This window comes from Nocardia sp. CA-119907 (assembly GCF_050955995.1).
In the GTDB taxonomy this organism is placed as follows: domain Bacteria; phylum Actinomycetota; class Actinomycetes; order Mycobacteriales; family Mycobacteriaceae; genus Nocardia.
Map to the genome: position 1 here is coordinate 1,800,993 of NZ_CP192091.1, position 26,650 is coordinate 1,827,642.

Sequence of the window (26,650 nt, forward strand, 5' to 3'; positions counted from 1 at the left end):
TCCGCGGGGAGCACATCTGATCGAAGGACATTGTTTCATGTGTGGTTGGCTGTAGCTTCAGCGGATACAGGCCGAACGAATGAATGAGGTGTCATGGCTGAGGAAGTGCTCTCGGAACTGGTGTCGGTCGTGCAGGAGATCGTCGTTGCCGAGGGCGACGAGGTGCGCGAGGGTGACACGCTGGTGATCCTCGAGTCGATGAAGATGGAGATCCCGGTGGTGGCCGAGAGCGACGGCACGGTGACCTCGATCGGCGTCAAGGCGGGCGATGCGATCAAGGCCGGGCACCTAATCGCTGTCATCTCTTAGTATCTGGAGCGGGTAGACCGAATATGGCGACACTGAGTGAGCTGCTGGCCGAACACACCGACCTACCCGGTGTCGCCGTTGACCATCTGCAGCGGGTGGTCGGAGATTGGCAACTGCTCGCCGATCTGTCCTTCGCGGATCTGCTGCTGTGGGTCGGTGCTGGCCCCATTGCCGATGGCGCGGATATCGTCTGCGTCGCGCAGTGCCGCCCGACGACGGCGCCCACTGTTCATCCGGAGGACCGGGTGGGTGGCATCGCCTCACAGGCCGATCACCCACAGGTTTTCGATGCGTTGATGACCGGCAAGATCGTGCGCGCGGATAGCGAAGTCGAGGCCGAGGGTGTCTACCATCCGCATCCGGTGCACGCGATCCGCGAGGCCATTCCGGTGCGCTGCGGTGACGATGTCATCGCGGTGCTCAGCCGCGACACCGATCTGCAGCGTTCGCGGGTGCGCAGCGCGCTGGAAGTCGCCTATGTCGCCTGCGCCGACGATCTGTGTCAGATGATCGCCGACGGCACCTTCCCGACCACCGAGGACCGCGCCGCGACGCATTCCAGCCCGCGCGCCGGCGACGGTTTCATCCGCCTCGATACCGACGGCATCGTCGTCTACGCCAGTCCGAACGCGCTGTCCGCCTACCACCGGATGGGTCTGCAGTCCGATCTCGCGGGCCAGGATCTGGCTGTCACCACGCGCTCGCTGATCACCGATCCGTTCGACGCACAGGAGGTCGTCGGGGATATCCAGGCCGCGCTGGCCGGACGCACCGGACGCCGGATGGAGGTCGAGGCGCGCGGCGCCACCGTGCTGCTGCGCACCCTGGTGCTGCGCCCGCACGGCGAACTGGCGGGCGCGGCGGTGCTGGTTCGTGACGTCACCGAGGTCAAGCGCCGTGATCGCGCGCTGCTCAGCAAGGACGCGACCATCCGGGAGATCCACCACCGGGTGAAGAACAATCTGCAGACCGTCGCCGCGCTGCTGCGGCTGCAGGCGCGGCGCACCGAGAACGAGGAGGCGCAGGTCGCGCTGACCGAATCGGTGCGCCGGGTCACCTCCATCGCCTCGGTGCACGAGATGCTGTCGATGTCGGTGGACGAAGAGGTCGATCTCGACGAGGTCGTGGATCGGCTGCTGCCGATCATGGCCGATGTGGCGACCGTGCACACCGCCAGAATCAAAGTTCGCCGGGCGGGTTCGCTCGGCGTCTTCTCCGCCGAACGCGCCACCCCGCTGGTGATGGTGCTGACCGAATTGGTGCAGAACGCCATCGAGCACGCCTTCGATTCGGGCGAAAACGGCACGGTGACAATCCGTTCCGAGCGTTCGGCACGCTGGCTGGACGTGATCATCAGCGATGACGGCCGCGGCCTGCCACCGGGTTTCAGCTTGGAATCCTCCGACCGCCTGGGCCTGCAGATCGTGCGCACCCTGGTGACCGCCGAACTCGGCGGCTCCATCGGATTACATCCCGGCGCCGATATCGGTACGGATGCGGTGTTGCGGGTACCGCTGGGACGTCGCTCGGGGCGCTGAGGCAATCACGAACTTTGCTGTTGGACAATAAGATTCAGCTTCCGTACGTAGGTCACCCCCCACGGAGCGAGTCTTACGAGCGACCGTTCGCGGCCCGTCTCGCGTCCGAGTCGTCGAAGCGCATGCGACGAGGTCGCGAGTCTCGACGGCTCGGACGCGAGACACCAGGGGGCCGCGAACACGCAGCGCCGAAGGCGCTGCAATTAGACAGAGCAAATCACATACAGGCACAAAATAGCCCGGCACCTTGGTGCCGGGCTTGACCGCGTTACCGGGCCGGGCTGGAAGGTCCGGTAACGCTTGTCGTCCTACTAGACGACGGTGCGGGTCCGCGTGCGGGCGTTGCGACGCTTGAGCGCGCGACGCTCGTCCTCGCTCATTCCACCCCACACGCCCGCATCCTGCCCGGACTTCAGGGCCCAGGACAGGCAATCGGCGGTAACGGGGCAGCGAGCGCAGACCAGCTTGGCATCGGCAATCTGCGCGAGCGCAGGACCGCTGTTACCCACCGGGAAGAACAGCTCGGGGTCCTCGTCGCGACAGATGGCCTTGTGGCGCCAGTCCATTCCTCTGCTCCTTTGCTGGGCGCCGCAAAGGGCGCCGACGGTTTGTGGATCGTTCACTTGTGCGACTCGAATGTTTCCGCACGGTTGCTTGTGAATGCTTTCACGAACACCGTAGATGTCAATAGGTATCTGGTGCACCGTGGGGAAGCTCACGCTCTCAAGGTCCCCTACCGGGAACCTGCCCGGTCCTTTGTACTCGCTCTACCTGGTTTTCGCAGCACAACACCGAGTTTTTTCGCGCGTTTCGCGCTCATTCCGGACGTGGAGCGACGACCTCGAGCACGTTCGGCACAGCTGTGAAATCCACCATGTTGCGTTTTCCAATAAAGTCGCCATCGATTTGCAGACCGATGGGTTCGCTGGCCTCGATTCGCACGGTCGGCACATCGTCCTCGCGAAATAGCTTGCGGGACTTGGGATTTCCACCGGCGGCCAGCAGCTGGCGAGCGAGCAGCAGGGTGGAGACCACCGACATCGACCGCACGGCAAACACGCCGAGACCCGTTTCGAAGGCCGTACCCGGGTTCGTATGCACCGGGGTGTCGTTCAGATAGGTCCACGGACTCGCGTTCGTCACGAAGGCGTAATGGACGCCCTCGACGGGTTCATATCCCGGAATTTCGAGCCGGACGGTCGGTTCCCTGCGCTTCGCTTTGAAAAATTGTCGCACAGTTGTTCGAACATAGCGACCGGGGGTGGCCGCGTGACCATTGGCGCGACTGTTGTCGATCGCCTCACACACGTCGGCGTCGAGGCCGACGCCGGCGCTGAAGCCGAACCAGCGGTCATCGGCCAGTCCGAGGCCGATTTTGCGGTCGCGGTCGAGGGTGAGCAGATCGATGAGCTGGTTGGTCGCGGTCACCGGATCGGGGGAGATGCCCAATGCCCGCGCGAACACATTCGCCGACCCGCCGGGGATCACGCCGAGCCGCGGCAGCCAGGCCTGTCCGTCGTTCAGTTCGGGTAGCGGCAGGAAACCGTTGATGGTCTCGTTGACCGTCCCATCGCCGCCGTGTACGACGATCAGATCCATCTCGTTGGTCGACGCCCACTGCGCCAATTCCGCCGCGTGGCCGCGATGCTGGGTGTGCGCGACGGTCAGCTGGGTCCGACTCTCCAACGCGTGCGCGAGCAGATCCCGAGTCGCCGGTGTAGTCGAGGTGGCATTCGGGTTCACGATCAGCAGCGTCCGCACCTTCGGAAGCCTAATCGGCCGACGGCCCGGTCCGAAAAGCCGGCAAGTGCGTTCTAGGCTTGGCCCGTGGCGGACAGCGGCAAGGACGAGGTTGACAGCGGTGCGGGGGCCGGGGGCGCGCCGGCAACGGTGCGTGGCGCGGGCGGGTTGGTCGCGCTGGAGGGTGCGGTCGCGGTGATCGTGGCGATCGTGCTGATCGTGCGCGGACTGCTCGGGCACGATCAGAGTGCCACCAGCGGCTACGGCACGGCCGCGTGGTTCGGCATTCTCGGCGGTGCGGTGCTCGCGGCCGGAATCGGTCTGGTCCTCGGACACCGGTGGGGGCGGGCCATCGCCGTGATCGCGCAGGTGCTGTTGCTTCCGGTGACCTGGTCGCTGCTGACCGATTCGCATCAGCCGGTGTTCGGCGCGCTGCTCGGCATTGTGGTGATCGGCGCACTGGTCCTGTTGTTCGCACCAGCGTCGAATCGCTGGATGGCGCAGGTGTACGGCATCGACTCCGACGCGCCCGAATCGAAGTAGCCGGGCTCAGGCGGTCGCGGCGCGCAGTGCCCGACGGCACAGGTGATCGGCCTGCCGGGTGGTCTCGGGCTGGCGGTAGCGCGGGGTGAGCGCGAGCACCTGGGCGCACGCGGTGTCGAGGTCGATGAGATGTCCCACCGAGACGAATACCGGTTTGATGGCGCGCTGGGTGCGCAGGGCGCGTCCGACGAGCTGACCGTCCATGGTGATATCGCTGGCCGAGCCACGTTCCGGATCGGGCGGCCGATAGTCGCCCCACGGTGTCTTGGCGACGCCGATCGTCGGTGTGTCCGTGAGGATTCCGACATGGCAGGCCAGGCCGAAGCGGCGCGGGTGGGCCAGCCCCTGGCCGTCGCAGATCAGCAGATCCGGTGTGGTGTCGAGCTTTTCGAGCGCGGCGAGGGTGGTCGGCAGCTCGCGGAAGGAGAGCAGGCCCGGCACGTAAGGGAAGGTGACGGTACCGTGCGCTACCGCGGATTCGACGGGTTCCAGTGTGTCACTGTCCAATACGACCACGGCCGTGGCGACGATGCCGGTTTCGTCGTCATAGGCCGAGTCGACTCCGGCGATGGTGCGGAACCGTGCTGGGCGCGGGTCGGCCGCAATCACCAACGGTCGCAACGCATCCTGGACCGCTATCGCTTCGTCCGCGGTGGTCGGCCATTCGGCAGGTGTGTCAACCTTCATTGCTGTACTCGAAATCCGTATTGCGCCGGGTTGATTCGCTACCGAGCGGATTCGGTCACCAGGCTTGGGCGGCGAGTTTGTCGATGGCCGCGCCGGTGAGGCGGTAGCCGACCCATTCGTCCTGGGGGTTGGCACCGATGGATTTGTAGAAGTCGATGGAGGGTGTGTTCCAGGTCAGCACGGACCAGTCGACCCGGCTGTAGCCATTGGCGGCGGCCTCCTTGGCGAGCGCGGCGAGCAGCGCCTTGCCGTACCCCTTGCCGCGGGTCTCCGGCTTGACGTAGAGGTCCTCCAGGTAGATGCCGTGCACACCGGTCCAGGTGGAGTAGTTCAGGAACCAGATCGCACAGCCGACCACGCCCGCCTCGTCCGCGGCGACGTGGGCGAAGACCGCGGGCGACGGTCCGAATAGGGCGGTGTGCAGCTGTTCGGCGGTGAGTGTGCACTCGTCGCGGGCCTTCTCGTATTCGGCGAGGTCTTCGACCAGACCGACGAGCGCGGGTACATCGGCGGGGACGGCACGGCGGATCTGGCCGGGGCGGGTCATAGTGCGGCTCCATCGTCGGCGGGAACTAGGTTGTGCGCCAGGATGGTTCGTTCCTCGTGTTCGTACCCGAGGACGGTTATCGCAGCGGTGGACATGGCGAAGCGCCGCCCCTCCCGGATATCGAGTTCGGCCCAGCGGGCGATCAGTGCCCGGGAGAAGTGACCGTGCCCGACCAGCACGATATCCCGGTCCGGCAGTGCGGGCTCGACCGATGCGAGCACGCGGTCGGCGCGGGCGCTGACCTGTGCGGCCGTCTCGCCGCCCGGCACGGTTCCGGTCCAGATGGTCCATCCTGGATCGTGCTCGCGGATCTCGACGCTGGTCCGGCCCTCGTAGTCGCCGTAATCCCATTCGGCCAGTTCGTCATCGACCACGGCATCGGTGAGGCCGGCGAGCGCCGCGGTGTGCACGGCACGCTGGCGCGGGCTGGTGAGCGCCAACGGATCGCGCAGCTTCAGCTCGCTCAGCAGTCCGCCCGCGGCGCGGGCCTGGGCCGCACCGCGTTCGGTGAGCGGCAGATCGGTGCGGCCGGTGTGGCGCCGCTGGCTCGACCAGGTGGTTTCTCCGTGCCGGAGCAGGACCAGGCGGGCGGCATCGAGTGCGGACATGGCTTCCATCATGGGGCACGGGTCCGACGGCGCCCGTGACGGGCGGGTCCTAGCCGAGTGCGAAGAGTTCGGCGCCGCGCTTTTCCAGCACCGTCGTGCCGAGTACGGCCAGTGAGATGGGGGAGCCGTCGTAGCCGGGCCGGGACACCGGAATCCGGGACACCTCGGTGCCCGAGGTGGGGTCGAGGACGGCGATCGCGCCGTCCACCGGCATGAGTAGTCGGCCCGCCATGAAGACCGGGCTGCCGAGTGCGCCGGGGGCGGCCCAGATCGGATCGAAAGTGCTGGCGTTCAAGGCGATCAGGCTATTGCCGGTGAATACCAGGAACAGCGAGCTGATCCGGGTGGTTGTCGTCCTATCGCTCAGCGGTGCGGAAAGTTGGTGCACCGTCAGCGCATTTCCGGTGCTATCGAAGACCTCGAGTCGCGGTGCGGTCGCCTCGGCGCCAGCGGTCGCCGCCGCACCGGGCAGGTACAGCACGATTCGGTTGTCGGCCACCGCGATCACGCGCGCATCGGGGGAGTCCGCGCCGGGTCCGCTGAGTATGTGCGAGCCGTACTCTTCGGGCACCGTGTTGTCCTTCGGTGCCGGATTGAGGATGGTCAGCCGGTTGGTGGGGTCTTCGGGGCAGCGTTCGAGTACGGCGAGCCGGGTGGAGCTCGAACTCGACGAGAGCAGTTTGCAGCCCTTGCGCGGCTGGGTCTTCACATTGACCGGTGCGTCGACGTAGCCGTATTCGATGGTGCGCACCAGATCCGAGCGCCACATTTCCAGCCGCCGCGGTCCCTGGGCCAGCACGTAGGTGCCGTCTACGGATAGCTGCACCGCAGGATCCATATAGCTGCTGCGCGCGGTCCGCCGCGAACCGTCCTCACCGGCCAGCAGGGTGGCCTGGCTGCAGCCGCGCTGATCCTTGTACACCGCGATCACCGTGCCGAATTGCGATTCGACGCCGCACAGCGGCAGGTCGCGCCGGTAGTGCCACAGGTCGGCGCCGGTGCGTGGATCGTGACCGGTGACCGTGCCGTCCTCCCCGGTGACCACCGTGCCGGCGGCCACCAACGCCCGGTTCGCGCCGGGGTCGGCGGCATGCCAGAGCTCGTGCAGACCGGTCGGCACCTGATCCGCGGCCGCCGGAGTGGAAACCGGATGTTCGGCCGTCACCGACTCGGTACCCCTGGCATCACTGCGCGCCCACACCACTACTGCCGCGATCACCACGACCACGGCGATCGCGACTGCGGAGATGATGTCGGCGCGCGTTCGCCGCTCGGGTGCGAGCACGTTTGCGAGACTACAACGTGTCGGCCGACCGATGTGATCGGCTCTCGTCCGGATTGTTCGGTACCGGCGCGCCCGTCCGCGACGGACGCGCCCGGGTATCGACTATGCCGATGCGGTAACCGTCGCAGGGGCGTTATCCGCCGCGGGGGCGGTATCCGCGGCAGCTTCGTCCGCGGGCTTGCGACGACGGCGCCGACGGCGCGCGGGCTGATCGGAGGTGTCGGCTTCGTCGGAGCTGGTGTCCGCTGCGGCGGTCGCACCGTTCTCGTTGTCGCCGTTGCCATTCGACTCGGTGCCGGGCTCGGTGTCTCCGCCGGACCTGCGGCGACGGCGACGGCGACGGGCGGGCTTATCCGCCGTATCGTCGGCGTCGACGTTCGGCGCGGTGTCGGATGGGGCTGCGGCGGTATCGGTTTCGGCGCTGTCGGTCGCATCGCTGTCGGTGCCGTTGACCGCGCCGTCGATCGGCTGGCCGCCACGAGTGCGTCTGCGATTGCGCTTGCGTGGCGTGCGGGCGGGGCGCTCGACCACTTCGGCGTCCTCGTCGCGGACCGGCTTGGCCTTGCGGATCGTGCCGGTGACGCCCTCGGGGATGCCGAGGTCCGAGAACAGGTGCGGAGAGCGCGAATACGTCTCGACCGGGTCCGGGATGCCGAGGCCGAGCGCGGTGTCGATGGCGGCCCAGCGGTTCAGTTCGTCCCAGTCGATCAGCGTCACCGCGACACCGGTGCGTCCGGCCCGGCCGGTGCGCCCGATCCGGTGCACGTAGGTCTTCTCATCCTCCGGGCACTGGTAGTTGATGACGTGGGTGACGTCGTCGATATCGATACCGCGCGCGGCGACATCGGTCGCGACCAGCACGTCGATGGTGCCCTTGCGGAATTTGGTGAGCGCCTTCTCCCTGGCGATCTGCCCGAGGTCACCGTGTACCGCACCGACGGCGAAGCCGCGCTCGGCGAGTTCGTCGGCGACCTTCTGCGCGGTGCGCTTGGTCCGGGTGAAGACCATGGTCGCGCCGCGGCTCTCGGCCTGCAGCACCTTGGCGATCAGCTCGCTCTTGTCCAGTGCGTGCGCTCGGTAGACGAACTGCGCGGTGCGATCGTGCACGGCGGAGTCGTGTGGCTCCTCGGCGCGGATATGGGTCGGCCGGGTCAGGAAGGTGCGGGCCAGGGTGATGATCGGGCCCGGCATGGTGGCCGAGAACAGCATGGTCTGGCGCTGCGCCGGAACCATGCCGAGAATGCGCTCGATATCGGGTAGGAAGCCCAGATCCAGCATTTCATCGGCCTCGTCCAGGACGAGCACGCCGATCTTGCCGAGGATCAGATGGCCCTGATCAGCCAGATCCATGAGTCGGCCAGGAGTTCCGACGACGACATCGACCCCCGCGCGCAGTGCGGCGATCTGGGATTCGTAAGGGCGGCCGCCGTAGATCGAGAGCACGCGCAGCTGACCCTGGTGGTTCTTCAGGTGCTTGCTCGCGTTCTCCAGATCCTGGGTGACCTGGATGCAGAGTTCGCGCGTCGGCACGATGATCAGTGCCCGCGGGGTGCCGTCCAGCGGGGTCGTCCCGGAGTCGGCGGTGGTGATCCGGTGCAGCAGCGGTACGCCGAATCCGAAGGTCTTTCCCATACCGGTGCGGGCCTGGCCGATGAGGTCTTCACCGGCGAGTGCCAACGGCAGGGTCAGTTCCTGAATTGCGAAAGTTCGTTCGATTCCGATCTCACCGAGTGCTCGCACGATTTCATCGCGAACCCCCAATTCGGCGAATGACGGGGCGAGGTGGGATTCGTCCAGTTCGGCGGTCAGCAGCGTATCCGCCAGACCCGGTTCCTGTTCGACAGTGATCTTGCTCAGGTTCGTGCCTTTCCTCGTTATCGCGTCACGCGCGCACGAGGCGTGGGGCGGACCGGTCGGTCCGCGACGACCACGTATCCGCCTGTGATACTCACCTCGGCCACTGGCCCTGATGTCGGCGGGAGCTCGTCGTTGTGGCGGCTACCTCGGGAGACATCGGCGCGGCGCAAGGGTGATGCGGATCTGGTGCGCGCACATATTCCTGAACGTCGAAAACCTCGCCGCCGGAACTCTGGCGCCCAGGTGATCGGCGCCTCGATGGGACGAAAATTTCCGTTGTCCGCAGAGATTGTAGCGTGATATTGTGCACGGCTCGAATTGCCACCACCGTAGCGACCGTATGCGGGTCGATCGAAATGGTCGGCATTTTCCGTGCCAAAAGTCCGGTTTCCTCGGATGGTTCTTCGACGTACGCTGCGCGACATGGTAATTCACTTGGCGCGCCGAATCTGGACCACGCTCGAACCGCTACATGATGTGGTGTATTTCGGTGCGGGTGTCAAGGAGGCAGGACTGGCGCTCGGGTTGCGCGGATTCTGGCAGACCTACTTCGCGTTCCGGGCCGCTCCGCTCGGCGCGGTAGGCGCGGGCGCGGTATCGGCGACCTTCGCCGGATTCCATCCCGATATGGTCGGCAAGGCGGTGCCGGACGCGTGGGCCAGGACGACGCCGGACGAATGTCTGGCGGCCCGTCTCGATTTTTCCACCGGTCTGTTGCGTGGGGCCGGAGCCGGTGACGCCGAATGCGCCCGCGCGGTCGATCTGCTCGAACCGGTATCGCGCGCGGCCGACGCGACCGGCCGGGCGTTGTACGCGGCGAATGCGGAATTGCCCCTGGCCGCCGATCCGGTGGCCGCGCTGTGGCAGCTCGCCACCACACTGCGCGAGCATCGCGGTGACGGACATGTGGCGGCGCTGATCAGCTACGGGTTGACCGGATCGCAGGCGCTGGTGCTGCAGGTGGCGGCGGGCAAGGCGCCGGAATCGGTGATGCGACCCGCGCGCGGCTGGTCGGAGCCGGAATGGTCCGATATCGCCGACGAGTTGCGGACACGGGGGTTGATCGAAGGTGAGCCGACCAGTCCGGCGCTGACCGGCGCTGGCGCCGAATTGCTCGATCGGGTGGAGGCGATTACCGACGAGGCCGCCTGGAACGGCGCACTATCGGCGCTGTCGCAGGACGCGATCGCCGAGCTGACCGATACGCTCGCGCCCTTGGTGCGGCGCGTTCAGGAAAGCCTGGTGCCGCCGATCAACCCGATCGGCATGGCGCAGAGCTGAATCGGCGGAGCATCGGCTGAATCGGGAGGCTGTGGGGCTGAATATGCGGCGGTGCTCACAAACCGGACTTGCCTGTTACCGCCGGTACCAATATATGAGAGATTCTTGGGTGTGAGTTTCACCGACACCGTCACCATCGCCGCGCGCAATGCCTGGGCGCTGACCTTCGGCCAAGGCGTCGAAACACCGGATCCCGCCCCGTCGACGGTGCTGTGGGATGAACCGCACCGGCAGCTGCGCCGCTTCGAGGCAGGTGAATCCGCCACTGCCACAACCGATTCGGCGGTGCTGCTGGTACCGCCGCTGGCCGCTCCCGCCAGTTGCTTCGATCTGCGCCCCGATCAGAGCGTGGCCAGATTCCTGCTCGAGACCGGCCGCACGCCCTATGTCGTCGACTATGGCGAGATCACCTTCGCCGACCGGCGGATGGGGTTCGAAGCCTGGATCGACGACATCCTGCCGGAGTCTATTCTGCGCACCTCGGCAGATCGCGACGGTAAGCCCGTCGATCTGGTCGGCTGGTCCATCGGCGGCACCCTGGCGCTGCTGACCGCGGCGGCGCACGCCGAACTGCCGATCCGCTCCATCACCGCGATCGGCGCGCCGCTGGACTACGACAAGATGACCGGCATTCCGCAGGTGCGCGCGGTCGCCAAATTGACCGGCGGCATCGCTACCTCGACCGCGGTGCGCGCGGCGGGCGGCATTCCGGCCACGCTGACCCGGATCGCCTACCGGGTCACCGCATGGGATCGCGAACTCACCCGACCGTGGTTCGTCGCGAGCAATATCGCCCGCACCGAAACCCTGGCCAAAATGGAGTCCATCGACCGCTTCATGGCGCAGATGCCCGGCTATCCCGGTCGCTTCTACGGCCAGCTGTGGGGCCGCCTGATCCTCAACAACGACATCGGCCGCGGCGTCGTGCGGCTCGGCGCGCGCCGCATCGAGTTGGCCGAAGTGACCGCGCCGGTGCTGCTGGTCGGCGGACCCGCCGATGTCATCACCCCGGCCGCTGCCGTGGCGGGCGGGCAACGCACCCTCACCGGTGCCCGGTTCGTCCGCTACGAGACCGCCCCCGGCAGCCACCTGGGCATCCTCACCGGCGAAACCGCGCGCGAGACCACCTGGACCTACCTCGACAAGTTCCTGGCCGAGCTGTCCTGAGCCACCATTGGTTCCGCGCGTTCGCCGCCACGACTCCGACATGTACCGGGATGACGCTGACATGTAACGGACCGGGGCTAGGCTGTCTCGACATGGGAGCACAGTCATCCGCAGCGCTAGGAACATGGCAAGCTGCCGCGCAGGGGGTTTCATTGTCCGGCTCATCTTTCACAGCCGATGATCCCGGTGTGGTCGACCTGTTCGCGGTGCTCGCTTACGGTGAGATCTCCGCGTTCTACCGGCTGGCCGAGGAGGCCAAGCTATCGCCGACGCTGCGCGGCAAGGTGGCCGTCGCGAAGATGGCCGCTGCCGAGATGCGGCACTTCGAAACCCTGGAGTCCGCACTGGCCGAACGCGGCATCGACATCTTCGACGCGATGGCGCCGTTCGTGCGTGCCCTGGACGCTTACCACGACTCCACCGACCCCTCGACCTGGCTCGAGTCGATGGTGAAGTTCTACGTCGGCGACGGTATCGCCGCCGACTTCTACACCGAGATCGCCGGTGCCCTTTCTCCCGAGGTCGCCGCCGTCGTCCGGGATGTGCTCGCCGAGACCAGCCACTCCGAATTCGTGGTCGAGGAGGTGCGCCGCGCGGTCGCGACGAGCCGCTCCGAGCGCGACCGGCTGACCCTGTGGGGCCGACGGCTGCTCGGTGAGGCGATCACCCAGGCGCAGTACGTGATGGCCCAGCGCGATGAACTCACCGAGCTGGTGCTGAGCGCGACCGGTGATCTCAACGGCATCGCCGCGCTGTTCGAGCGCATGCAGGCCAGCCATGCCGAGCGCATGGCCGTGCTGGGCATCTGATCAGTCGTTCACCGCACGGACCAGTCGCAGGCCAGGGGATTGCGCCTGCGTCTGATCGGTGAGGCAGACGACGATGCTCTGATCGTGGTCGCCGTTGAGCGTTTCGAACGGGATATCGATATGGCCGTGCTCGGGATGGTCGAAGCGCAGCGTCCCGGAGATCAGATCATCGACATGCTGCGGCTGCCAACGGCTTTCGAATTCCGGATATTCTCGCAGAGCGGTGATCAGTTCGAGCAGCCGGCCCTCGCCCGGCCAGCGCACGGTCGCGCGGCGCAGTGCGGCCGAGAAGGTGTCGGCCACCTCGTCCCAGTTGCGCAGCACCTGCGCGGCGCGCGGATCGGTGAAGGTGAACCAGGCCAGATTCGAGGTTTCCGGATCATCGAGCAGCCCAAGGGGTTTCGCGATGTCCTCCCACGCCGGATTCCAGCCGAGCACATTCAGCCGTCGCCCGAGCACGAAGGCCGGGGTCGGCTGCAGTGCGCGCAGGATGGTCTCCATCGCGGGCGTCGGATGCTCGGCAACGGATTCGGTAGCGGGGCAGCGGGATTCGTTACTCGAGGTGACGGCGAGCCAGCCGAAGTGGTGGCGATCCTTCCCTTCGATCAGCAGCGCCTGCGCGAGCCCATCGATGACCGCGCCCGAGGGGTTGGTATCGCGGCCCTGCTCCAGCCGGGCCAGATAGTCGGCGCTCACTCCGGCGCGCACCGCGACCTCTTCGCGGCGGAGGCCCGGGGTCCGGCGGCGGCGACCCTCGGGTAGACCCACATCCGATGGCCGCAGTTGGGCGCGGCGCGCCACGAGGTACTCCGCGAATGGGTTCGGTGCCATGCGTTTCATCGTGCCCTGTCCTGGGATGGTTAGCCGCGCCCTGCGGGGTCCAGGATAACGGCGGTCTGGTTAACGGACCACGGTCCGGTCATGGTGTATCACATGACATCTTCTACCGAATCCAGCACCGCCACCGCGCTCGTCCCGGGTTCCTGGGCCCTGGACGCCATGCACTCCCAGGTCGAATTCACCATCCGCCACCTCGGTATTTCCAAGGTCCGCGGCCGTTTCAACAAGTTCGAGACCGAGTTCGTCGTCGACGACAAGGGCTTTGCCACCCTCGGCGCCACCATCTACCTCGACTCCTTCGATACCGGCAATGCCGATCGCGACAACCACGTCCGGACCGCCGACTTCCTCGACGTCGCCAACCGCCCCACCCTGAGCTTCCGCGCCATCGAGCCGGTGCAGATCGCCGAATCGTTCGTGGTCGAGGGCGAGGCCACCCTCGGCGGGATCACCAAGCCGGTCACCCTCGATGTGGAGTGGGGCGGTGTGCAGGTATTCGCCGGAACCGGCGACCGGCATGCGGGGTTCTCCGCGACCGGCACCATCAAGCGCACCGACTTCGGCGTCGGCGGCCCGCTGCCCGGCATGCTCAGCGACACCGTCAAAATCGAGCTGGAAGTCCAGCTCATCGAGCCCAAGTAGTTATCTGTTCGCTCTTAGCGCAGGCGGGCATGGTACCGGCGCCGGGGTGCTGCATTAGCCTTGATTTCGACAGCACACAGGACTCTAGGTTCGGAGGTTGGCCGTGGAGGTCAAGATCGGTATTTCGGATAGCCCGCGCGAGCTCGTGATCAATAGCGGGCAGACCCCGGACGAGGTCGAGGCGCTGGTGTCCGGTGCGCTGAGCGGCGAGGGCGGCGTCGTCGCGCTCACCGATGAGAAGGGCCGCAAGTTCCTGATCCAGGCCTCGAAGGTCGCCTACGTCGAGATCGGCGCCGCCACCGGCGGTCGGGTCGGCTTCGCCGCCGTCTGAGCCGAACCGCGACGCCACAGACGAGAGCCCCCGCACTCGGGTGAGTGCGGGGGCTCTGGTGTCTTGTCCGAGTTGTCGGCTCAGTTGATCGGGTGCAGCGGCACGTGCGACAGCCCGCCCCAGGCCAGTGCGACGGTGGTATCGACCGCCTCTTCCTTCGGGATCGGCCGGTCCGCCTCCAGCCAGTACCGCGCGGTGAACTGGCTGGTACCGACCAGCCCGACCGCGAGGATCCTGGCCCGGTAGGGATCCAGGCCGGAATCGTGGGCGACCAGATCGAAGACCGCGTCCACACAGGCCTCGGTGGCCTGCTCGACCCGGCGCTGCACCTGCGGCTCGCTGATCAGATCGGATTCGAAAACCAGTCGGAAGCCCTGCATTTCATTGTCGACGAAGTCGAAGTAGGCCTGCACGGCGGCGCGGACGCGTTGGCGGTTGTCGGTGGTCGAGCGCAGCGCCTGGCGCACACTCGACACCAGCATGTCGACGTAGTTCTGTAGCACCGCCAGGTAGAGCTCGAGCTTGCTGGCGAAGTGCTGATACAGCACCGGCTTGCTGACTCCGGCGCACTGCGAGATCTCGTCCATGCCAGCGGCGTGGTAGCCGCGTTGCACGAAGACCTCACTGGCCGCCAGGAGTAGCTGTTGACGACGCTCGTCGCGCGGAAGCCGGGTACCGCGCTTTGTCGGCGCCATGGCGTCGGACGACGTTCTGCGCGACGTCATCCGGTCCACGAGGTCAGTCATTTCGGCTCTCCCAGTCGATGCCCCGGCTATATGGGGTGTACACCGGGTATCCAATGAACGATACCCGGTCGTAGCTCACATGCGGCTCGGGGCCGGAGATCGAGCCCACTCGGTGAGATATGTCGCACCCGTTCCGGCCCGTATCCGGCTCGGCGCAGCCGCATCGCCCCCTGTGAGACGCTGGTGAATGTGACCGACCGCGCGGAAAGATCCTCCGGCGGCGGGCGAGATGCGCACCGCCCCGCTGGCTCCCCGGCGTCCGGTTCCGTAGTCTCGGGCTCTGTGGAAAGGCCGGACCCCGAGGTGCGCACGGGGGCAGCCGCTAGAAATGGTGCTGCTGCCCGAGCCCGCGTCGAGGTCGGCACCGACCGATCGTCCAGACCCGGGGCGGCGCAGCGGGATAAGAACGATGTCGAGATCTACGATCCGTTCGGTCTGTACGAACCGCCCGTCGATCGCTCCCATCAGCCGCTGCGGGCGCGCTGGGATCCCACCGCCGCCGACGAGAATCGTTCGCGCCCACCGAGACCGGAGCGCGATGCCAAGAAACAGAGTGCACTCGGTCGTTTCATCCGCACCTACGGTTGGCGTGCCTACGCCCTGCCCGTGCTGTTCGTGGTCACCGTGCTGGTGATCGTGGACGCGGTGCGCGGAGGCACCGATCCCGCGAATATCGCAGGCGGCGCACCCGGATTCGGGCGGCTCAGTCCGCACACGGCCTCCGCTGGCATCATCGGCGCACCGCCCGGCGACGGCCACTTCCCGACCAACCTGCCGACCGGCGCGCTGCCGGACGGCGGACCGTTCACCGAAATCGGTACGGGCACATGGCATGTGGTGCCGGGCAGCACGGTGCAGGTGGGCACGGGAACGGAATTCCAGTTCAAGTACACCGTCGAAATCGAGGACGGCGTAGACACTTCCGGATTCGGCGGGGACGAATCCGTCGCCAAGATGGTCGACAGCACACTGAACAATCCGAAGAGCTGGGCGCACGACAGCAAATTCGCTTTCCGGCGCATCGATCACGGCGAAGCGGACTTCCGCATTTCGCTCGCCTCCCGCGAATCCTCGCGCAAGGCATGCGGTTTCGATATTCCGATCGACTCCTCCTGTTTCAATGCCGGCCTGCGCCGGGTGGTGCTGTCGGAGGTGCGCTGGGTGCGCGGTGCGCTGGCCTTCGAGGGCGATATCGGCTCCTACCGGCAGTACCAGGTCAACCACGAGGTCGGCCACGCCATCGGCTACCACCAGCATCAGCCGTGTGAGACCGACGGCGGGCTGGCGCCGGTGATGATGCAGCAGACCTTCGGCACCAAGAACAACGACATCGCCGCGCTCGACCCCGACGGCGTGGTCCCGATGGACGGCAAACGCTGTCGGTTCAACCCCTGGCCCTATCCCCGCGGGTGAGCTGTGTTGGATTTGCAGCGCCTGCGGCGCCGCGAACGGTCGCTCGTAAGACTCGCTCCGTGGTGGTCACCTCGGGCGGGTAGTTCAGTGCCCGAGGTGCACTGTCCAGTGGTCGAGACTCGCGACTGCGGCGCATGCGCTTCCACGGCTCGGACGCGAGACGGGCCGCGAACGTCGCTCGTAAGACTCGCTCCGAGGTGGTCAGGGTTGTGCGGGGCGGTTGCAGGGGGCGGTTGGTGATACGAGACCATAGTCGGGAAGAACGGTCCGGTTGTCGGTGTTGACTAGTAAGCGCTAGCCACCACAGTGCGATCGGCCAATTGATTCGAGGAGTCCAGGACGTGTCATCACCGAAGTCCCTGCCGCCGCTGGTCGAACCGGCCGCGGAGCTGACCAAGGACGAGATCGCCCGCTATAGCCGTCATTTGATCATTCCGGATCTGGGCGTCGACGGGCAGAAACGTCTGAAGAACGCCAAGGTGCTGGTGATCGGTGCTGGCGGCCTCGGCTCCCCGGCGCTGCTCTACCTCGCGGCCGCTGGTGTCGGTACGCTGGGCATTGTCGAATTCGACGAGGTCGACGCCTCCAATCTGCAGCGCCAGATCATCCACGGCGAATCCGATATCGGCCGCCCGAAGGCCGATAGCGCGCGCGATTCCATCCTCGAGATCAACTCCGGTATCGACGTCCGGCTGCACAAGCTCCGCCTGGAGCCGGAGAACGCCGTCGAACTGTTCGCCGAATACGACCTGATTGTCGACGGCACCGATAACTTCGCCACCCGCTACCTGGTCAACGATGCGGCGGTGCTGGCGGGCAAGCCCTACGTCTGGGGCTCCATCTACCGTTTCGAGGGCCAGGTCTCGGTCTTCTGGGAGGACGCGCCCGACGGCCGCGGCATCAACTACCGCGATCTCTACCCGGAGGCCCCGCCGCCCGGCATGGTGCCCTCCTGCGCCGAGGGCGGCGTACTCGGCGTGCTGTGCGCCTCCATCGGTTCGATCATGGTGACCGAGGCGATCAAGCTGATCACCGGCATCGGTGAGCCGCTGCTCGGCCGTCTCATGGTCTACGACGCACTGGATATGAACTACCGGACCATCAAGCTGCGCCGCGATCCGGAGCGTCAGCCGATCACCGAACTGATCGACTACGAGGCGTTCTGCGGTGTGGTCTCCGAAGAGGGCCAGGCCGCGGCCGCGGGCTCGACGATCACCGCGCGCGAACTCAAGGAGCTCATCGACGCGGGCAAGGAAATCGAGCTCATCGACGTGCGCGAACCCGTCGAATGGGACATCGTGCACATCGACGGCGCCAAACTGATCCCGAAGGATCGGTTCCTCTCCGGTGAGGCGCTCGCGGATCTGCCGCAGAACCGGCCGATCGTCTTGCACTGCAAGACGGGTATCCGCTCGGCCGAGGTGCTCGCGGTGCTCAAGAACGCGGGTTTTTCCGACGCCACACACGTCCAGGGCGGCATCGTCGCCTGGGCAAACCAGGTGGACAAGTCACTGCCGGTGTACTGAGTTCGACCGCGCCGACCTGCTCGGCGCGGCGTCTCTGCCCACGTTGATCCCCAGCGGTACCGTACGGCCGTGACTTCTGTGGAACCCCCCGAGCACGTGCGCGCCACGTTCGGTCTGCGCGAAGTGACCCCGGTTTCCCTGGGAGACTGGGACGGCGGCTGGCGTCTCGGTGATGTGGTGCTGAGCCCGGTCGCCGACCATGCCAGGGCGGCATGGTCGGCGAAGACCCGCGAAACCCTGAAGGTGGACGGCCTGCGCCTGGCCCGCCCTGTGCGGGCCACCGACGGCCGCTATGTCGTATCCGGTTGGCGCGCAGACACATATCTGGAGGGTGTGCCGGAGCCGCGCCACGACGAAGTCGTCTCGGTATCGCTGCGACTACATCAGGCCACCGCCCAACTCGAACGCCCCCGCTTCCTGGTCCAGCTGCCGACCGCGCCCTGGGTGGATGTGGATGTCTTCGTCGCCGCCGACCGCGCCGCCTGGGAGGCGGTACCGCTGCGCAGTCTGCAGGCGGGCGGGACGCCGCCCGCGACCTCGCCGGACGGTCAGCGCAGTATGGAACTCATCGGCCAATTGGCGACGCTGCGCAAACCGGTCCGAACACCTCCCCAGCTGGTCCACGGGGATCTGTTCGGCACCGTTCTGTTCGCCGGAGTGTTCACTCCCGGTCTCACCGACATCACGCCGTACTGGCGACCGGCGCCCTGGGCCGCCGGTGTCATCGTCGTCGACGCACTCGCGTGGGGCGGCGCGGACGACGGTCTGCTCGAGCGCTGGTCCGATCTCCCCGAATGGCCGCAGATGTTGTTGCGCGCGGTCATGTTTCGGCTCGCGGTGCATGCGTTGCATCCGCGATCCACCCCGGAGGCATTTCCGGGGTTGGCGCGCACCGCGGATATGGTTCGACTGATGCTATGACGACCGCTGAACTCTGGCAACTGTCCAGTGATCCGATTCCGGCCAAGTGCCGAACAGGTTGTTCTATGCTCTGACAACCGCCATTGGATTCGGCGGTCACTGCAAGCTCTGCGGGCTGCCGAATGCTCCGTGGTTGCCCGAGTTCCGAAAATTAGTTGTTCTATTTCGGAAATACCGGGCAGTTGGTTTGGGGATACCGGAATGGGACTTTTGTGGGGCCGCATTGCGGTGGTGTCCGTGTTATTTTGACGTTCGCAGCAGCGAGGTGGATGAGCGCCGCCTGCGACATGGGGTGAGGACGGCGGCAGGTGAGAATCCAACCGAGGCAACAGATTCTGGATGTGTGGCGGGCGCTGGTCGATGCGTGCTGGGATGAGAAGTCCTGGCGCTGGGACGGTGTGATGTCGGCCAATTCCATCAGCGATTCCGAGCAGTTGCTCTGCCTGCTCTATCCCGCAACCGAGATCGAGACCTTCGCTCTCGATGAGCCGGATCGCATGGAGGAAGACGTCATTTCGGTGCTCGGCGGCAAGCTGGGCGATCCGAAGCAAATCGGCACCTTCATAGTGTCGCTGCTCGAGGAGTACATCGAGCACAATACGCGCGAGGACGGACAGCCGAACTTTTCGGCGGGTAGTTATCTGCGTTCCGGTGAAAAGCGCGAACCCACAGAGGAACAGCGCAAGATCGAGGTTGTCGACTCGTATTCGATGTCGCTGACCGTCTGCATGGCGGGTCTGCGTTTCCTTCGCTCCTTCGAGCGTACCGCGCGCGGGCGGCTGAAAGACCGGATCAAGGAGCTGTCCGGCCAGCTGAGCACGCGACTGACCGCCGCCATGACGGGCCTGGTCCGTAGTTTCGTCGTCAATACGGTGCGGCCGAAATCCCCTGAGGGACAAGTGATGCTCGGCATGTTGAATCAGACCGGCATGTCCGAGGATGCCCTGCTCCAGGGTGTGCGCACCAGCCTGTCGCGGGTCAGGGCGCGACTGCGCAGCGATGTCACCCTCGGCCAGGAAGAGACGGTCAAGGAGCTCGAGGACGAGAACCTACTGTTCGAATGCGGCTGGAGCTGGGGGATCGCCCGCGACGCCAGCCCCGTCAAGTTCGTCACCGAAAACATCGGAGCCCAAACGGGAATCGCCGATCCGCGCCCCTACCTCTACTTTACGATCGTCGCGCTGGACGGCATCAATGACCTGGTCTCGCCGCGAACCGGTGAGCTCGGTCTGCTGGACGAGACCCAGCATCGGTTGGCCCAGGCCTTGCGGACCCGCTGGGAGCTGACCCAGCGCTATTGGTCCACGATCGCGCGATTCGGCTCGGGCGGTTGGCCATTGGAGGACATTCCATGGCGGACTTCCGACGGTGAGCAGTCGGACTACTTCAGTCTCATCGTGTCGGCCGTGCTGATCCAGGACCTCGTTGCCCGCACCGCTTCCGACGACGATCTGACAAGGGCGGTGGCCATTTTCGACGAATTGGCCGGGCGCGGTCGAATCATCCGTCGAGCCGCCGGGGACGATCCGGCTGTTCAGCTGCACACACCAGGGGTGCGGCTGACGCTGCGGGGCAGTGAATCGGTCGATAGCGGTCCGGTGCTGCAGTGGGAGGTGTCGGATTTCTCGGCCGTGCTGCTCAAGCGAATGCTGCAGGCGGCCCGGTTGTCCAACAATGTCGCGGCCCGCGACAAACTGATGGAATTGTCCAAATTGGCGATGGAGCATCTCGATCGACGCATGCTCCGGGCGGGCGCGGCGGGGCTGTGGGACGATCCGGCGGGCGTATTCGGCGTCAATGACGACCCGACGGTGACCGAACCTTCTTGGTATATGACCGAGCGAGTGGTCGAGTGCCTGGTGGCCGCGGATCGGACCTATCGGGAACCTCCGCCCAATTGGACCGAATTGCAGACGGTGGCGCGGGTCACCCTGAATACCGCCGAGCACCGGTTCCATCAGGAAATGCTCGGTATCAGCATCGATGACAAATCGCCCCGGCGTAAGACGCTCAACCGCGTCGAGGAACATATCGACGAGGCCAGGCAGCAGATTCGCGAGGATGCCGCGACGACGCTCGTACATACCCTCGATGCCCTGCGCGAACTCGACGGTCTGGCGACCGGACGCCGCGACGCGACCAGGAACGTCTGAGCACATGATCGTGTTCGCGACTTCGGACAAGGGCGGCACCGGCCGTTCGGTAACCAGCTGCAATCTGGGCTACCGCATGTGCGTCAAGGGTAAGCGAGTCGCGTATCTGGACTTCGACTTCGGTTCGCCGACCGCGGGTGCGTTGTTCGAGATCAGTGGCGCGGAGCGGGGCGTCCCCGACAATGCTGGGCTGCATTCGTATCTGCAGGGGAAGACCGGGGTCGCCACCCGAATCGACGTGCGGGACAGCACCGATCGTCACCAGCTGCGCAAATTGCGAACCAGGACAGGCAAGCTGGTCTTATTGCCCGGTGATTCCGGTGGCGCGGAGTTCAAGCAGATCGACAACGGCATCGTTGCGAAATGCGCCCAGCTGCTGCTGGAGGTGGATCAGAGTTTCGATGTGTGCCTCGTCGACCTCAGCGCGGGTCGTTCGGTGGCCATGGAGCTCGCACTGAAGGCGACCGCGCTACCGCAGCTCGCCGAACGGATGGTGCGCTGGTTGGTATTTCATCGATGGACCCGCCAGCACATCATCGCGGCGCACGGATTGGTGCGCGGCGAGCATGGCTTGTTGGACGGCGGCAAGAGGGTCGGGCACGATCCGGATGCCTTACTGGACCGGGTCCGATACATACGCACGGCGGTGCCCGTTCTGAACGATGAGACCGAGGGATCAGGGCCGCAGGCCGCGTGGCTGCACGAGCAGCACACCGAACTGAAGCGCCTGGCACTGACGAACAAGGTCGGCGCGAGCGCGCTGCTCGGCGAGACACCGGTCGAACCGATCCTGCAATGGCGCGAGCAGCTGATTCTGGATATCGATGTGGATAGGAAAATCGCCAACAGGGCGACCGTCGAGGCTTTCGAAAAGCTAGCCGATCGCGTGCTCGACCCCGCGAGCTGGAAGCCAGTCTGAACCGGCGGCTCTCGAGAACAACATCCTGGAAAGGGATTTCGAGCACAGTGGATAATGTCCCGGGCTACATCGAGGCGACCGAGCGCACGCGGGTCGCCAAGGTACCGCTGTCCCATTTATCCATCGAGGTGGGACATTTCTACATGAACGACCTCAGCAATGGCGAGGAAAGGATTCGGGCGCAGTTTCGCCGGATCGTTCCGCTGGTCCGGGCATTCACCGAGGCCGCGAAGGACGAATTCGGACCGCGGGCCAGGGTCAGCACCTGCTTTCTGGTCGACGACTATTTTCGCTCCGACACCGACCCCGCCGAGATTCTGGACAAGTTGCTGCGCAACGCGGATGAGTGCGGCCTGACCATCGACTATCTCGCCCGCGAGGCGGGGTGCTGGGAGGTCCCGGAAACAGGTGACAGTGCTGCGAGCACCCCGCGCATCAAGTTGGCCGAGATGGTCCGGTCGCGCATCGTGGCCGAGCCGCCCGAGGGCTCGAACGGTCGCAGGCCGCCCACCGCTGAATCCGGTTGGTTGTGCAATGGTCGCCGTGCCTCCGATGACTCCGGCGGGCAAGCGTTGCACGACGAACCCTATGTGCCACCCGAGGAGTTCGGTCGTCGCGAGCATTCTATTTTTCTGGATGTCCAGATGTGGAGTTCGTACGTTCGGAAGGTGAACGGGCGCGACGAGGTATCCATCAAATGGTCCTGTCCGTACCTCGCCTCGATCTGGCAATTGCTGCGCCTGGGCATGCTGCGCTTCAACGGACAGCCGGTGGTCGAACCACAGCTGTGGCAGCCGAGCGACGGGTGGCCGACCCGGTGGTGGGAGATGCCTGCGGTGCTGCAGCTGAATCCGCGGGCGAAACCCTTCGCCGCCTACCGGTCCTTATCGCTGCTGCCGCAGCGATATTTGGGTATCGAGCATGCTGTGCGGGTAATCCTGGACCATGTCCAGCTCGACGCCGAGGTGATCGAGCAGATCGTCGAGCGGGGCCTGGAAGAGGGAATCATCGTGCCGCCCAAGGTGACCGAGCGCCTCACCCATTTCCTGCTGGATGGGTCCTGAGGTGACCGAATCGAATACGACGGCCGCACGCCGGATCCGTGCGGTTCGCGCGACGCCACTCGATCGGGAGCGGCGGCGCGGGCGGGCCGTGCGGCTACTCGTCCGCGCCGCCGAGGCGCAGCCGCGCATGCCGGTGCTCCCCTCGGGCCCGCTGATCGCGCTGGGGCAGATCGACACCTGTCTCCTGCCCGCCGCCACTCCTTGGTCGCGCGATGACCTGGAGGGGCTGCTCGAGCTGATGCCGGGTCGCCCGATGCTGTGGCGGGAGCGGCCGATGTCGCTGGCCGTCTCGCCGACCACCGCGGAGGGAGTGGATTGCCTGCTGGCCGCTCCGGCGCACCCCAGCGTGCGCGGAATCGGGACGGTCGCGACCCGCGCGGTCGTCGTCGGTGGGCGGGTGCTGCAGAGTTCGGCATGGTCCAGTGTGGTGCGGGCCGGGAACGATCAGCGCCGGAACTGGTCTCATTATCTGAGCAAGCCCGGAGTGATAGAGGTGATCTCCAAGGTCAACGCCGAGACCGGTGCCCGGCTGGCCGAGGGCTTCCTGGCCGCCGGCGCGGCACCGGCGGGCACGCTCGATCTGGCGTCGATCGTCAACCGGCTGCTCGGCCGTGTCCGCATGAACCCTCATCTCGATCAGAACGTACCCCTGCAGACGGGGACGACCCAGCTGCGCTGGGCGGTACGGATCGATGCCGTCCAACGGCCGCGGGTGGCCTTCCGGTTGCAGAACGATACGGTTCGCACGGTGCTGCTCACCGTGCGAAACGAGGATGAGCTGGCGCAGGCGCAGTGGTTCTGTGAGGATCTCGCGGTGCACGACTGGCTGCTGACCGTCATAGCGGCAGCCCTGGTGCAATCCGATCTATTCGACCCGCGCAGCGACGAGTCGGTGGCGGTGCTGGCGCCCGTGCTACACCATTTGGCACACCTGTGGGTGCCCGGCGCGCATACTCCCCGGCCCCTGCGGATGCTGTGGGCGCAGTTGCAGGAAGACCCCGACTTCACCGCGGACCGACAGGGGCTGATCGACCAGGTGCGCAACCGGGTACTGGTGGCGGCCCTGGATGCGGCGCAGCGCAGAGCCGAGACCAAGGACTACTCCCCCGACTAGGGCAGGGGCGGTGTCAGATACGGAACCATCGCCGCACCAGTAGTGCGAAGAACAGCGAGTTGAAGACGAGCCCGCAGTAGGCCTCGACGATCAGCAGGGTGCGCCCGGCACCCTTGACGTCGTCGAGGTCGCCCCGGCCCAGCGGGTTGAGGTAGTTGATCAGGCACATGTGCAGCGTCGTCGCGATCGGCAGGCTATCGGTCAGGCGCAGCACCACCGTGCCGACCAGCAGGATCGCAGCGATCCAGCAGAGCAGTCGGAACGGCCGAAAACCATAGCCGCACAACACTTCCAAAGTCCAATACGGGATTCGCCGCCAGGTCGGGGAGATGCAGCGGCAGCGGGCCTGCGCCAGCGCGAGCCCGCAGCGGTCCTGTGCGTCGAAATCCTCCTCCAGCCGGTGCAGGCCCACGGCGCGCTTGAATGCCAGCGCGGCGTGTTCGGGCAGATCCGATGCGATCAGGCTTCGGCCGAGGTCCTCGTATGTTTCGGCGAGACGCATGTTCTGAATCCGGCTCAGTCGCCGCGGGCCGCGGAATTCGAATTCGGCCGCCAGCAGCGCGGTCAGCACTGCGATCGGTGGGTGTTCCGAATCGTCGCCGTCAGCCGTGGGCCGTTCGGCCGCCGTGTAGATGTGGGCGAACACCAGACTGTCCCGGCGCTGTGGAATCTTCTTGGCCTCCTCATAGTCGAGCAACTTTTCGACGTGGTCGTTGAAGAGGTCGAGGAGAAATTGTTCGGAAGGTCGTTCGGATTCGGGCCTGGTCCGGTCGAAGTGTTCGGCGAGTTCTTCCGCATAGTAGCGGTCGGCGTGCCGGTCGATCAGTGTCGTGATCGACATGATCGCAGGTGGAAGCTGTGACAGGCCGGCGTATTCGGTCATGTGGTAATTCCCCCGGGGTGCTGCCGTCGAGAGCGACGTGATATCCACCATACCAACGGAATTCGCCTATCAATCCGGCGCGCGGCCGCCCTTGAGCCAGCGCTTGTCGTCGGGTCCGGGGAACGGTGCGCCGAGTGGCTGGCGTTCGATGGTGTGCACCAGCACATCGCGCGGTTCGCCGTCACCGAAGTATCGTCCTTCGTGCCCGGCCCAGTGGAATCCTGAAGTCTTGTACAGGTTTACCGCGCGTTGATCGGTCGGCCGCACGGTGAGATACACCGAATCCGCCAGGGCGCTGCGACAGCTGGATACGGCTCGTTCCAGTAACGCCCGCCCGACGCCGCGGTGTCGGTATTTCGGGGCGACCGCCAGGCCGATTACCCAGCCGCGCCGGCGGTTACCGACTCCGACGAGCGCGTATCCACAGACTCTGCCGCCGATCTCCGCCACCACCCACTCCGATCCGTGTAGATCGAACAATTGGCGCAGTACGACGTACTGGTAGCACAGGTCACCGAAGTGTTCTCGTTCGAGCTGAGCGATATGGTCGAGATCCGCCAGCCTCGCGGCCCGGAACACCGGTTCCCCCAGCCCCTTGGAAATATCCAATCCGCAGTGCCCCCTTACGCCGCATGCTCGCTCGGCGTGATACCCACCATAGCAATGGGATTCGCGGACCGAGCCCGACTCGGGATCGAACAAGTCGAATGCCGTGCTGGCGAACTCGATCCAGCGCGGCATTCGGGGTTTTATCGGGTGGCGTCGTTGCCTACCCGGGAAACTCTGTGCCGCAAGGCCTCCAGCGTTGCCACCGCGATCTTGTCGCGCAGTCCGGCGACCAGCGTGGTCCACTGGCGGGAGAAGCCGGCCTCGGCCTGCAACTCCTTCCACAGCGCACGCAACTCCGCGGGAGTATGTGCGCCCGGCATCCACAATCCCGCGAGGTGTTCGAGTACCGGCGCAAGGGTGTTCATCCGCTCACGGCTGTGCGAGGGGAATCGGTCCGCCTCGTCGAGGGCCTCGGCGAGCACGGTCAGCAGCCAGTCGTGTGCCGCCAGATCCTCGCAGAATCGTTGTGCCGCATCGAGGTCTGCCTCTTGGCGCACAATCAGCCGGATCGAGCGGACACTGTCGTCGTCCAAGTGCAACTCCGCCGCGGGACCAGCATTGCCGCCGATGCGCGCGGTCCAGCGCAGCCGGGTGGTGCGCGTCCGCACGGGCGGATCCTGGTCCAGCCGGGCGTCGGCGCGGATGCGGGCCAGCAGGCGCTCGCTGATCGAGGCCAAGTCCAGGGTGTCGCCGTCGACCGGTCCGGTGAGATACCCCTCGGCCAAAGCGATTCCGGCCGTCGCTCTATCCGGGATACGGCTGATGACCTCCGTGACGCCCTTCTGGCCGACGTAGTACGACCACGTCCTTCGCCGCCTCTCCTCGGCCCGCACCACCCGGGTGCGGGCCGAGGACTGCAGCACGCGGCCGCCCACCAGCACGACGCTGGTCGCCACCGTGCCGACAATGCGCGCGACCTGATCGCCCAGGGCCAGGTCGCAGTCGACGCCGACCGCGATGGTCGGCGAAACGGCAAGTCTGCCCGGCCGCTCCCGCCGGCGCACGCCGCTGCCCGGCATCAGGGCCAGCAATTCACCGGCCTGCGCCTGGGTGAGTGCGGTCGCGGACGGTAGCAGGCACGTGCGAATCTCGCCGAGCACCACCAACGGGACGGCCAT

Annotated in this window: 27 protein-coding genes; 15 read left to right on the forward strand and 12 right to left on the reverse strand. The window is 66.1% G+C overall.

Going from position 1 to position 26,650, the window contains the following annotated elements:
• Window positions 1–93: 93 nt before the first annotated feature.
• Window positions 94–309, forward strand: a complete 216-nt coding sequence (locus ACQP2D_RS08265) for a biotin/lipoyl-binding carrier protein (protein WP_433683109.1) — start codon at window positions 94–96, stop codon at window positions 307–309.
• 23 nt (window positions 310–332) lie between these two features.
• Window positions 333–1,847 carry a sensor histidine kinase gene (locus tag ACQP2D_RS08270; protein WP_433683110.1) on the forward strand — a complete coding sequence of 505 codons (1,515 nt, stop codon included), beginning with the start codon at window positions 333–335 and terminating at the stop codon, window positions 1,845–1,847.
• A 311-nt stretch (window positions 1,848–2,158) separates the two neighbouring features.
• On the opposite strand, the gene ACQP2D_RS08275 is transcribed toward ACQP2D_RS08270, so the two are convergent.
• Entirely contained in the window at window positions 2,159–2,413 is a 255-nt protein-coding gene (locus ACQP2D_RS08275) for a WhiB family transcriptional regulator (protein WP_011211115.1), read from the reverse strand.
• A gap of 250 nt (window positions 2,414–2,663) precedes the next feature.
• On the reverse strand, window positions 2,664–3,608 hold the full coding sequence (locus tag ACQP2D_RS08280; RefSeq protein ID WP_433683111.1) for a diacylglycerol/lipid kinase family protein: 945 nt from the start codon (window positions 3,606–3,608) through the stop codon (window positions 2,664–2,666).
• Window positions 3,609–3,674: 66 nt separating this feature from the next.
• On the opposite strand from ACQP2D_RS08280, the gene ACQP2D_RS08285 reads away from it, so the two are divergent.
• Window positions 3,675–4,130: a hypothetical protein gene (locus ACQP2D_RS08285; protein WP_433683112.1), complete on the forward strand. Its 456-nt coding sequence runs from the start codon at window positions 3,675–3,677 to the stop codon at window positions 4,128–4,130.
• A gap of 6 nt (window positions 4,131–4,136) precedes the next feature.
• Here the strand turns inward: ACQP2D_RS08285 and nfi are convergent, their stop codons facing one another.
• The 5 genes from nfi to ACQP2D_RS08310 all read right to left on the reverse strand — a co-directional run bounded on the left by nfi (window position 4,137) and on the right by ACQP2D_RS08310 (window position 9,135).
• The gene (nfi, locus tag ACQP2D_RS08290; protein WP_433683113.1) at window positions 4,137–4,817 is read right to left on the reverse strand and encodes a deoxyribonuclease V; all 681 of its coding nucleotides are present in this window, start codon (window positions 4,815–4,817) and stop codon (window positions 4,137–4,139) included.
• A 55-nt stretch (window positions 4,818–4,872) separates the two neighbouring features.
• A complete protein-coding gene (locus tag ACQP2D_RS08295) occupies window positions 4,873–5,364 on the reverse strand; it encodes an N-acetyltransferase family protein (RefSeq protein ID WP_433683114.1) in 492 nt (163 codons plus the stop codon).
• The gene (locus tag ACQP2D_RS08300) at window positions 5,361–5,972 is read right to left on the reverse strand and encodes an acid phosphatase (RefSeq protein ID WP_433683115.1); all 612 of its coding nucleotides are present in this window, start codon (window positions 5,970–5,972) and stop codon (window positions 5,361–5,363) included. The genes ACQP2D_RS08295 and ACQP2D_RS08300 overlap by 4 nt, the downstream gene beginning before the upstream one ends.
• Window positions 5,973–6,021: 49 nt before the next feature.
• Window positions 6,022–7,257, reverse strand: a complete 1,236-nt coding sequence (locus tag ACQP2D_RS08305; RefSeq protein ID WP_433683116.1) for an Rv3212 family protein — start codon at window positions 7,255–7,257, stop codon at window positions 6,022–6,024.
• 102 nt (window positions 7,258–7,359) lie between these two features.
• Entirely contained in the window at window positions 7,360–9,135 is a 1,776-nt protein-coding gene (locus ACQP2D_RS08310; protein ID WP_433685583.1) for a DEAD/DEAH box helicase, read from the reverse strand.
• Between the two features lie 402 nt (window positions 9,136–9,537).
• Between ACQP2D_RS08310 and ACQP2D_RS08315 the strand changes: the two genes are divergently transcribed.
• The 3 genes from ACQP2D_RS08315 to ACQP2D_RS08325 all read left to right on the forward strand — a co-directional run bounded on the left by ACQP2D_RS08315 (window position 9,538) and on the right by ACQP2D_RS08325 (window position 12,371).
• Entirely contained in the window at window positions 9,538–10,395 is an 858-nt protein-coding gene (locus ACQP2D_RS08315; protein ID WP_433683117.1) for an SCO6745 family protein, read from the forward strand.
• A 111-nt stretch (window positions 10,396–10,506) separates the two neighbouring features.
• Entirely contained in the window at window positions 10,507–11,562 is a 1,056-nt protein-coding gene (locus tag ACQP2D_RS08320; RefSeq protein WP_433683118.1) for an alpha/beta fold hydrolase, read from the forward strand.
• A 92-nt stretch (window positions 11,563–11,654) separates the two neighbouring features.
• Window positions 11,655–12,371: a ferritin-like fold-containing protein gene (locus tag ACQP2D_RS08325; protein WP_433683119.1), complete on the forward strand. Its 717-nt coding sequence runs from the start codon at window positions 11,655–11,657 to the stop codon at window positions 12,369–12,371.
• On the opposite strand, the gene ACQP2D_RS08330 is transcribed toward ACQP2D_RS08325, so the two are convergent.
• Window positions 12,372–13,202, reverse strand: coding sequence for a helix-turn-helix transcriptional regulator (locus ACQP2D_RS08330; RefSeq protein WP_433683120.1), 831 nt, complete (start codon window positions 13,200–13,202; stop codon window positions 12,372–12,374).
• 102 nt (window positions 13,203–13,304) lie between these two features.
• Between ACQP2D_RS08330 and ACQP2D_RS08335 the strand changes: the two genes are divergently transcribed.
• Both ACQP2D_RS08335 and ACQP2D_RS08340 read left to right on the forward strand, forming a co-directional pair.
• Window positions 13,305–13,853: a YceI family protein gene (locus tag ACQP2D_RS08335; RefSeq protein WP_433683121.1), complete on the forward strand. Its 549-nt coding sequence runs from the start codon at window positions 13,305–13,307 to the stop codon at window positions 13,851–13,853.
• 103 nt (window positions 13,854–13,956) lie between these two features.
• Window positions 13,957–14,184, forward strand: coding sequence for a DUF3107 domain-containing protein (locus ACQP2D_RS08340; RefSeq protein ID WP_062984284.1), 228 nt, complete (start codon window positions 13,957–13,959; stop codon window positions 14,182–14,184).
• Window positions 14,185–14,264: 80 nt separating this feature from the next.
• On the opposite strand, the gene ACQP2D_RS08345 is transcribed toward ACQP2D_RS08340, so the two are convergent.
• On the reverse strand, window positions 14,265–14,930 hold the full coding sequence (locus tag ACQP2D_RS08345) for a TetR/AcrR family transcriptional regulator (RefSeq protein ID WP_355177032.1): 666 nt from the start codon (window positions 14,928–14,930) through the stop codon (window positions 14,265–14,267).
• 282 nt (window positions 14,931–15,212) lie between these two features.
• Here ACQP2D_RS08345 and ACQP2D_RS08350 point away from each other — a divergent pair, with 282 nt between their 5' ends.
• From ACQP2D_RS08350 to ACQP2D_RS08380, 7 genes are all read left to right on the forward strand, one after another.
• On the forward strand, window positions 15,213–16,343 hold the full coding sequence (locus tag ACQP2D_RS08350; RefSeq protein ID WP_433683122.1) for a DUF3152 domain-containing protein: 1,131 nt from the start codon (window positions 15,213–15,215) through the stop codon (window positions 16,341–16,343).
• Between the two features lie 341 nt (window positions 16,344–16,684).
• Window positions 16,685–17,869, forward strand: coding sequence for an adenylyltransferase/sulfurtransferase MoeZ (moeZ, locus tag ACQP2D_RS08355; protein WP_433683123.1), 1,185 nt, complete (start codon window positions 16,685–16,687; stop codon window positions 17,867–17,869).
• A 69-nt stretch (window positions 17,870–17,938) separates the two neighbouring features.
• Entirely contained in the window at window positions 17,939–18,790 is an 852-nt protein-coding gene (locus tag ACQP2D_RS08360; protein ID WP_433683124.1) for a TIGR02569 family protein, read from the forward strand.
• 308 nt (window positions 18,791–19,098) lie between these two features.
• Window positions 19,099–20,943, forward strand: a complete 1,845-nt coding sequence (locus ACQP2D_RS08365; RefSeq protein ID WP_433683125.1) for an SCO2524 family protein — start codon at window positions 19,099–19,101, stop codon at window positions 20,941–20,943.
• Window positions 20,944–20,947: 4 nt separating this feature from the next.
• Window positions 20,948–21,862, forward strand: a complete 915-nt coding sequence (locus ACQP2D_RS08370) for an SCO2523 family variant P-loop protein (protein WP_433683126.1) — start codon at window positions 20,948–20,950, stop codon at window positions 21,860–21,862.
• Window positions 21,863–21,909: 47 nt separating this feature from the next.
• The gene (locus ACQP2D_RS08375; protein WP_433683127.1) at window positions 21,910–22,926 is read left to right on the forward strand and encodes an SCO2522 family protein; all 1,017 of its coding nucleotides are present in this window, start codon (window positions 21,910–21,912) and stop codon (window positions 22,924–22,926) included.
• 1 nt (window position 22,927) lies between these two features.
• Window positions 22,928–24,040, forward strand: coding sequence for an SCO2521 family protein (locus tag ACQP2D_RS08380; RefSeq protein ID WP_433683128.1), 1,113 nt, complete (start codon window positions 22,928–22,930; stop codon window positions 24,038–24,040).
• A gap of 13 nt (window positions 24,041–24,053) precedes the next feature.
• Here the strand turns inward: ACQP2D_RS08380 and ACQP2D_RS08385 are convergent, their stop codons facing one another.
• The 3 genes from ACQP2D_RS08385 to ACQP2D_RS08395 form a co-directional block, all read right to left on the reverse strand.
• Entirely contained in the window at window positions 24,054–24,923 is an 870-nt protein-coding gene (locus ACQP2D_RS08385) for a hypothetical protein (protein ID WP_433683129.1), read from the reverse strand.
• Between the two features lie 69 nt (window positions 24,924–24,992).
• Window positions 24,993–25,664, reverse strand: a complete 672-nt coding sequence (locus tag ACQP2D_RS08390; RefSeq protein WP_433683130.1) for a GNAT family N-acetyltransferase — start codon at window positions 25,662–25,664, stop codon at window positions 24,993–24,995.
• Between the two features lie 8 nt (window positions 25,665–25,672).
• Window positions 25,673–26,650, reverse strand: a complete 978-nt coding sequence (locus ACQP2D_RS08395; RefSeq protein ID WP_433683131.1) for an SCO2521 family protein — start codon at window positions 26,648–26,650, stop codon at window positions 25,673–25,675.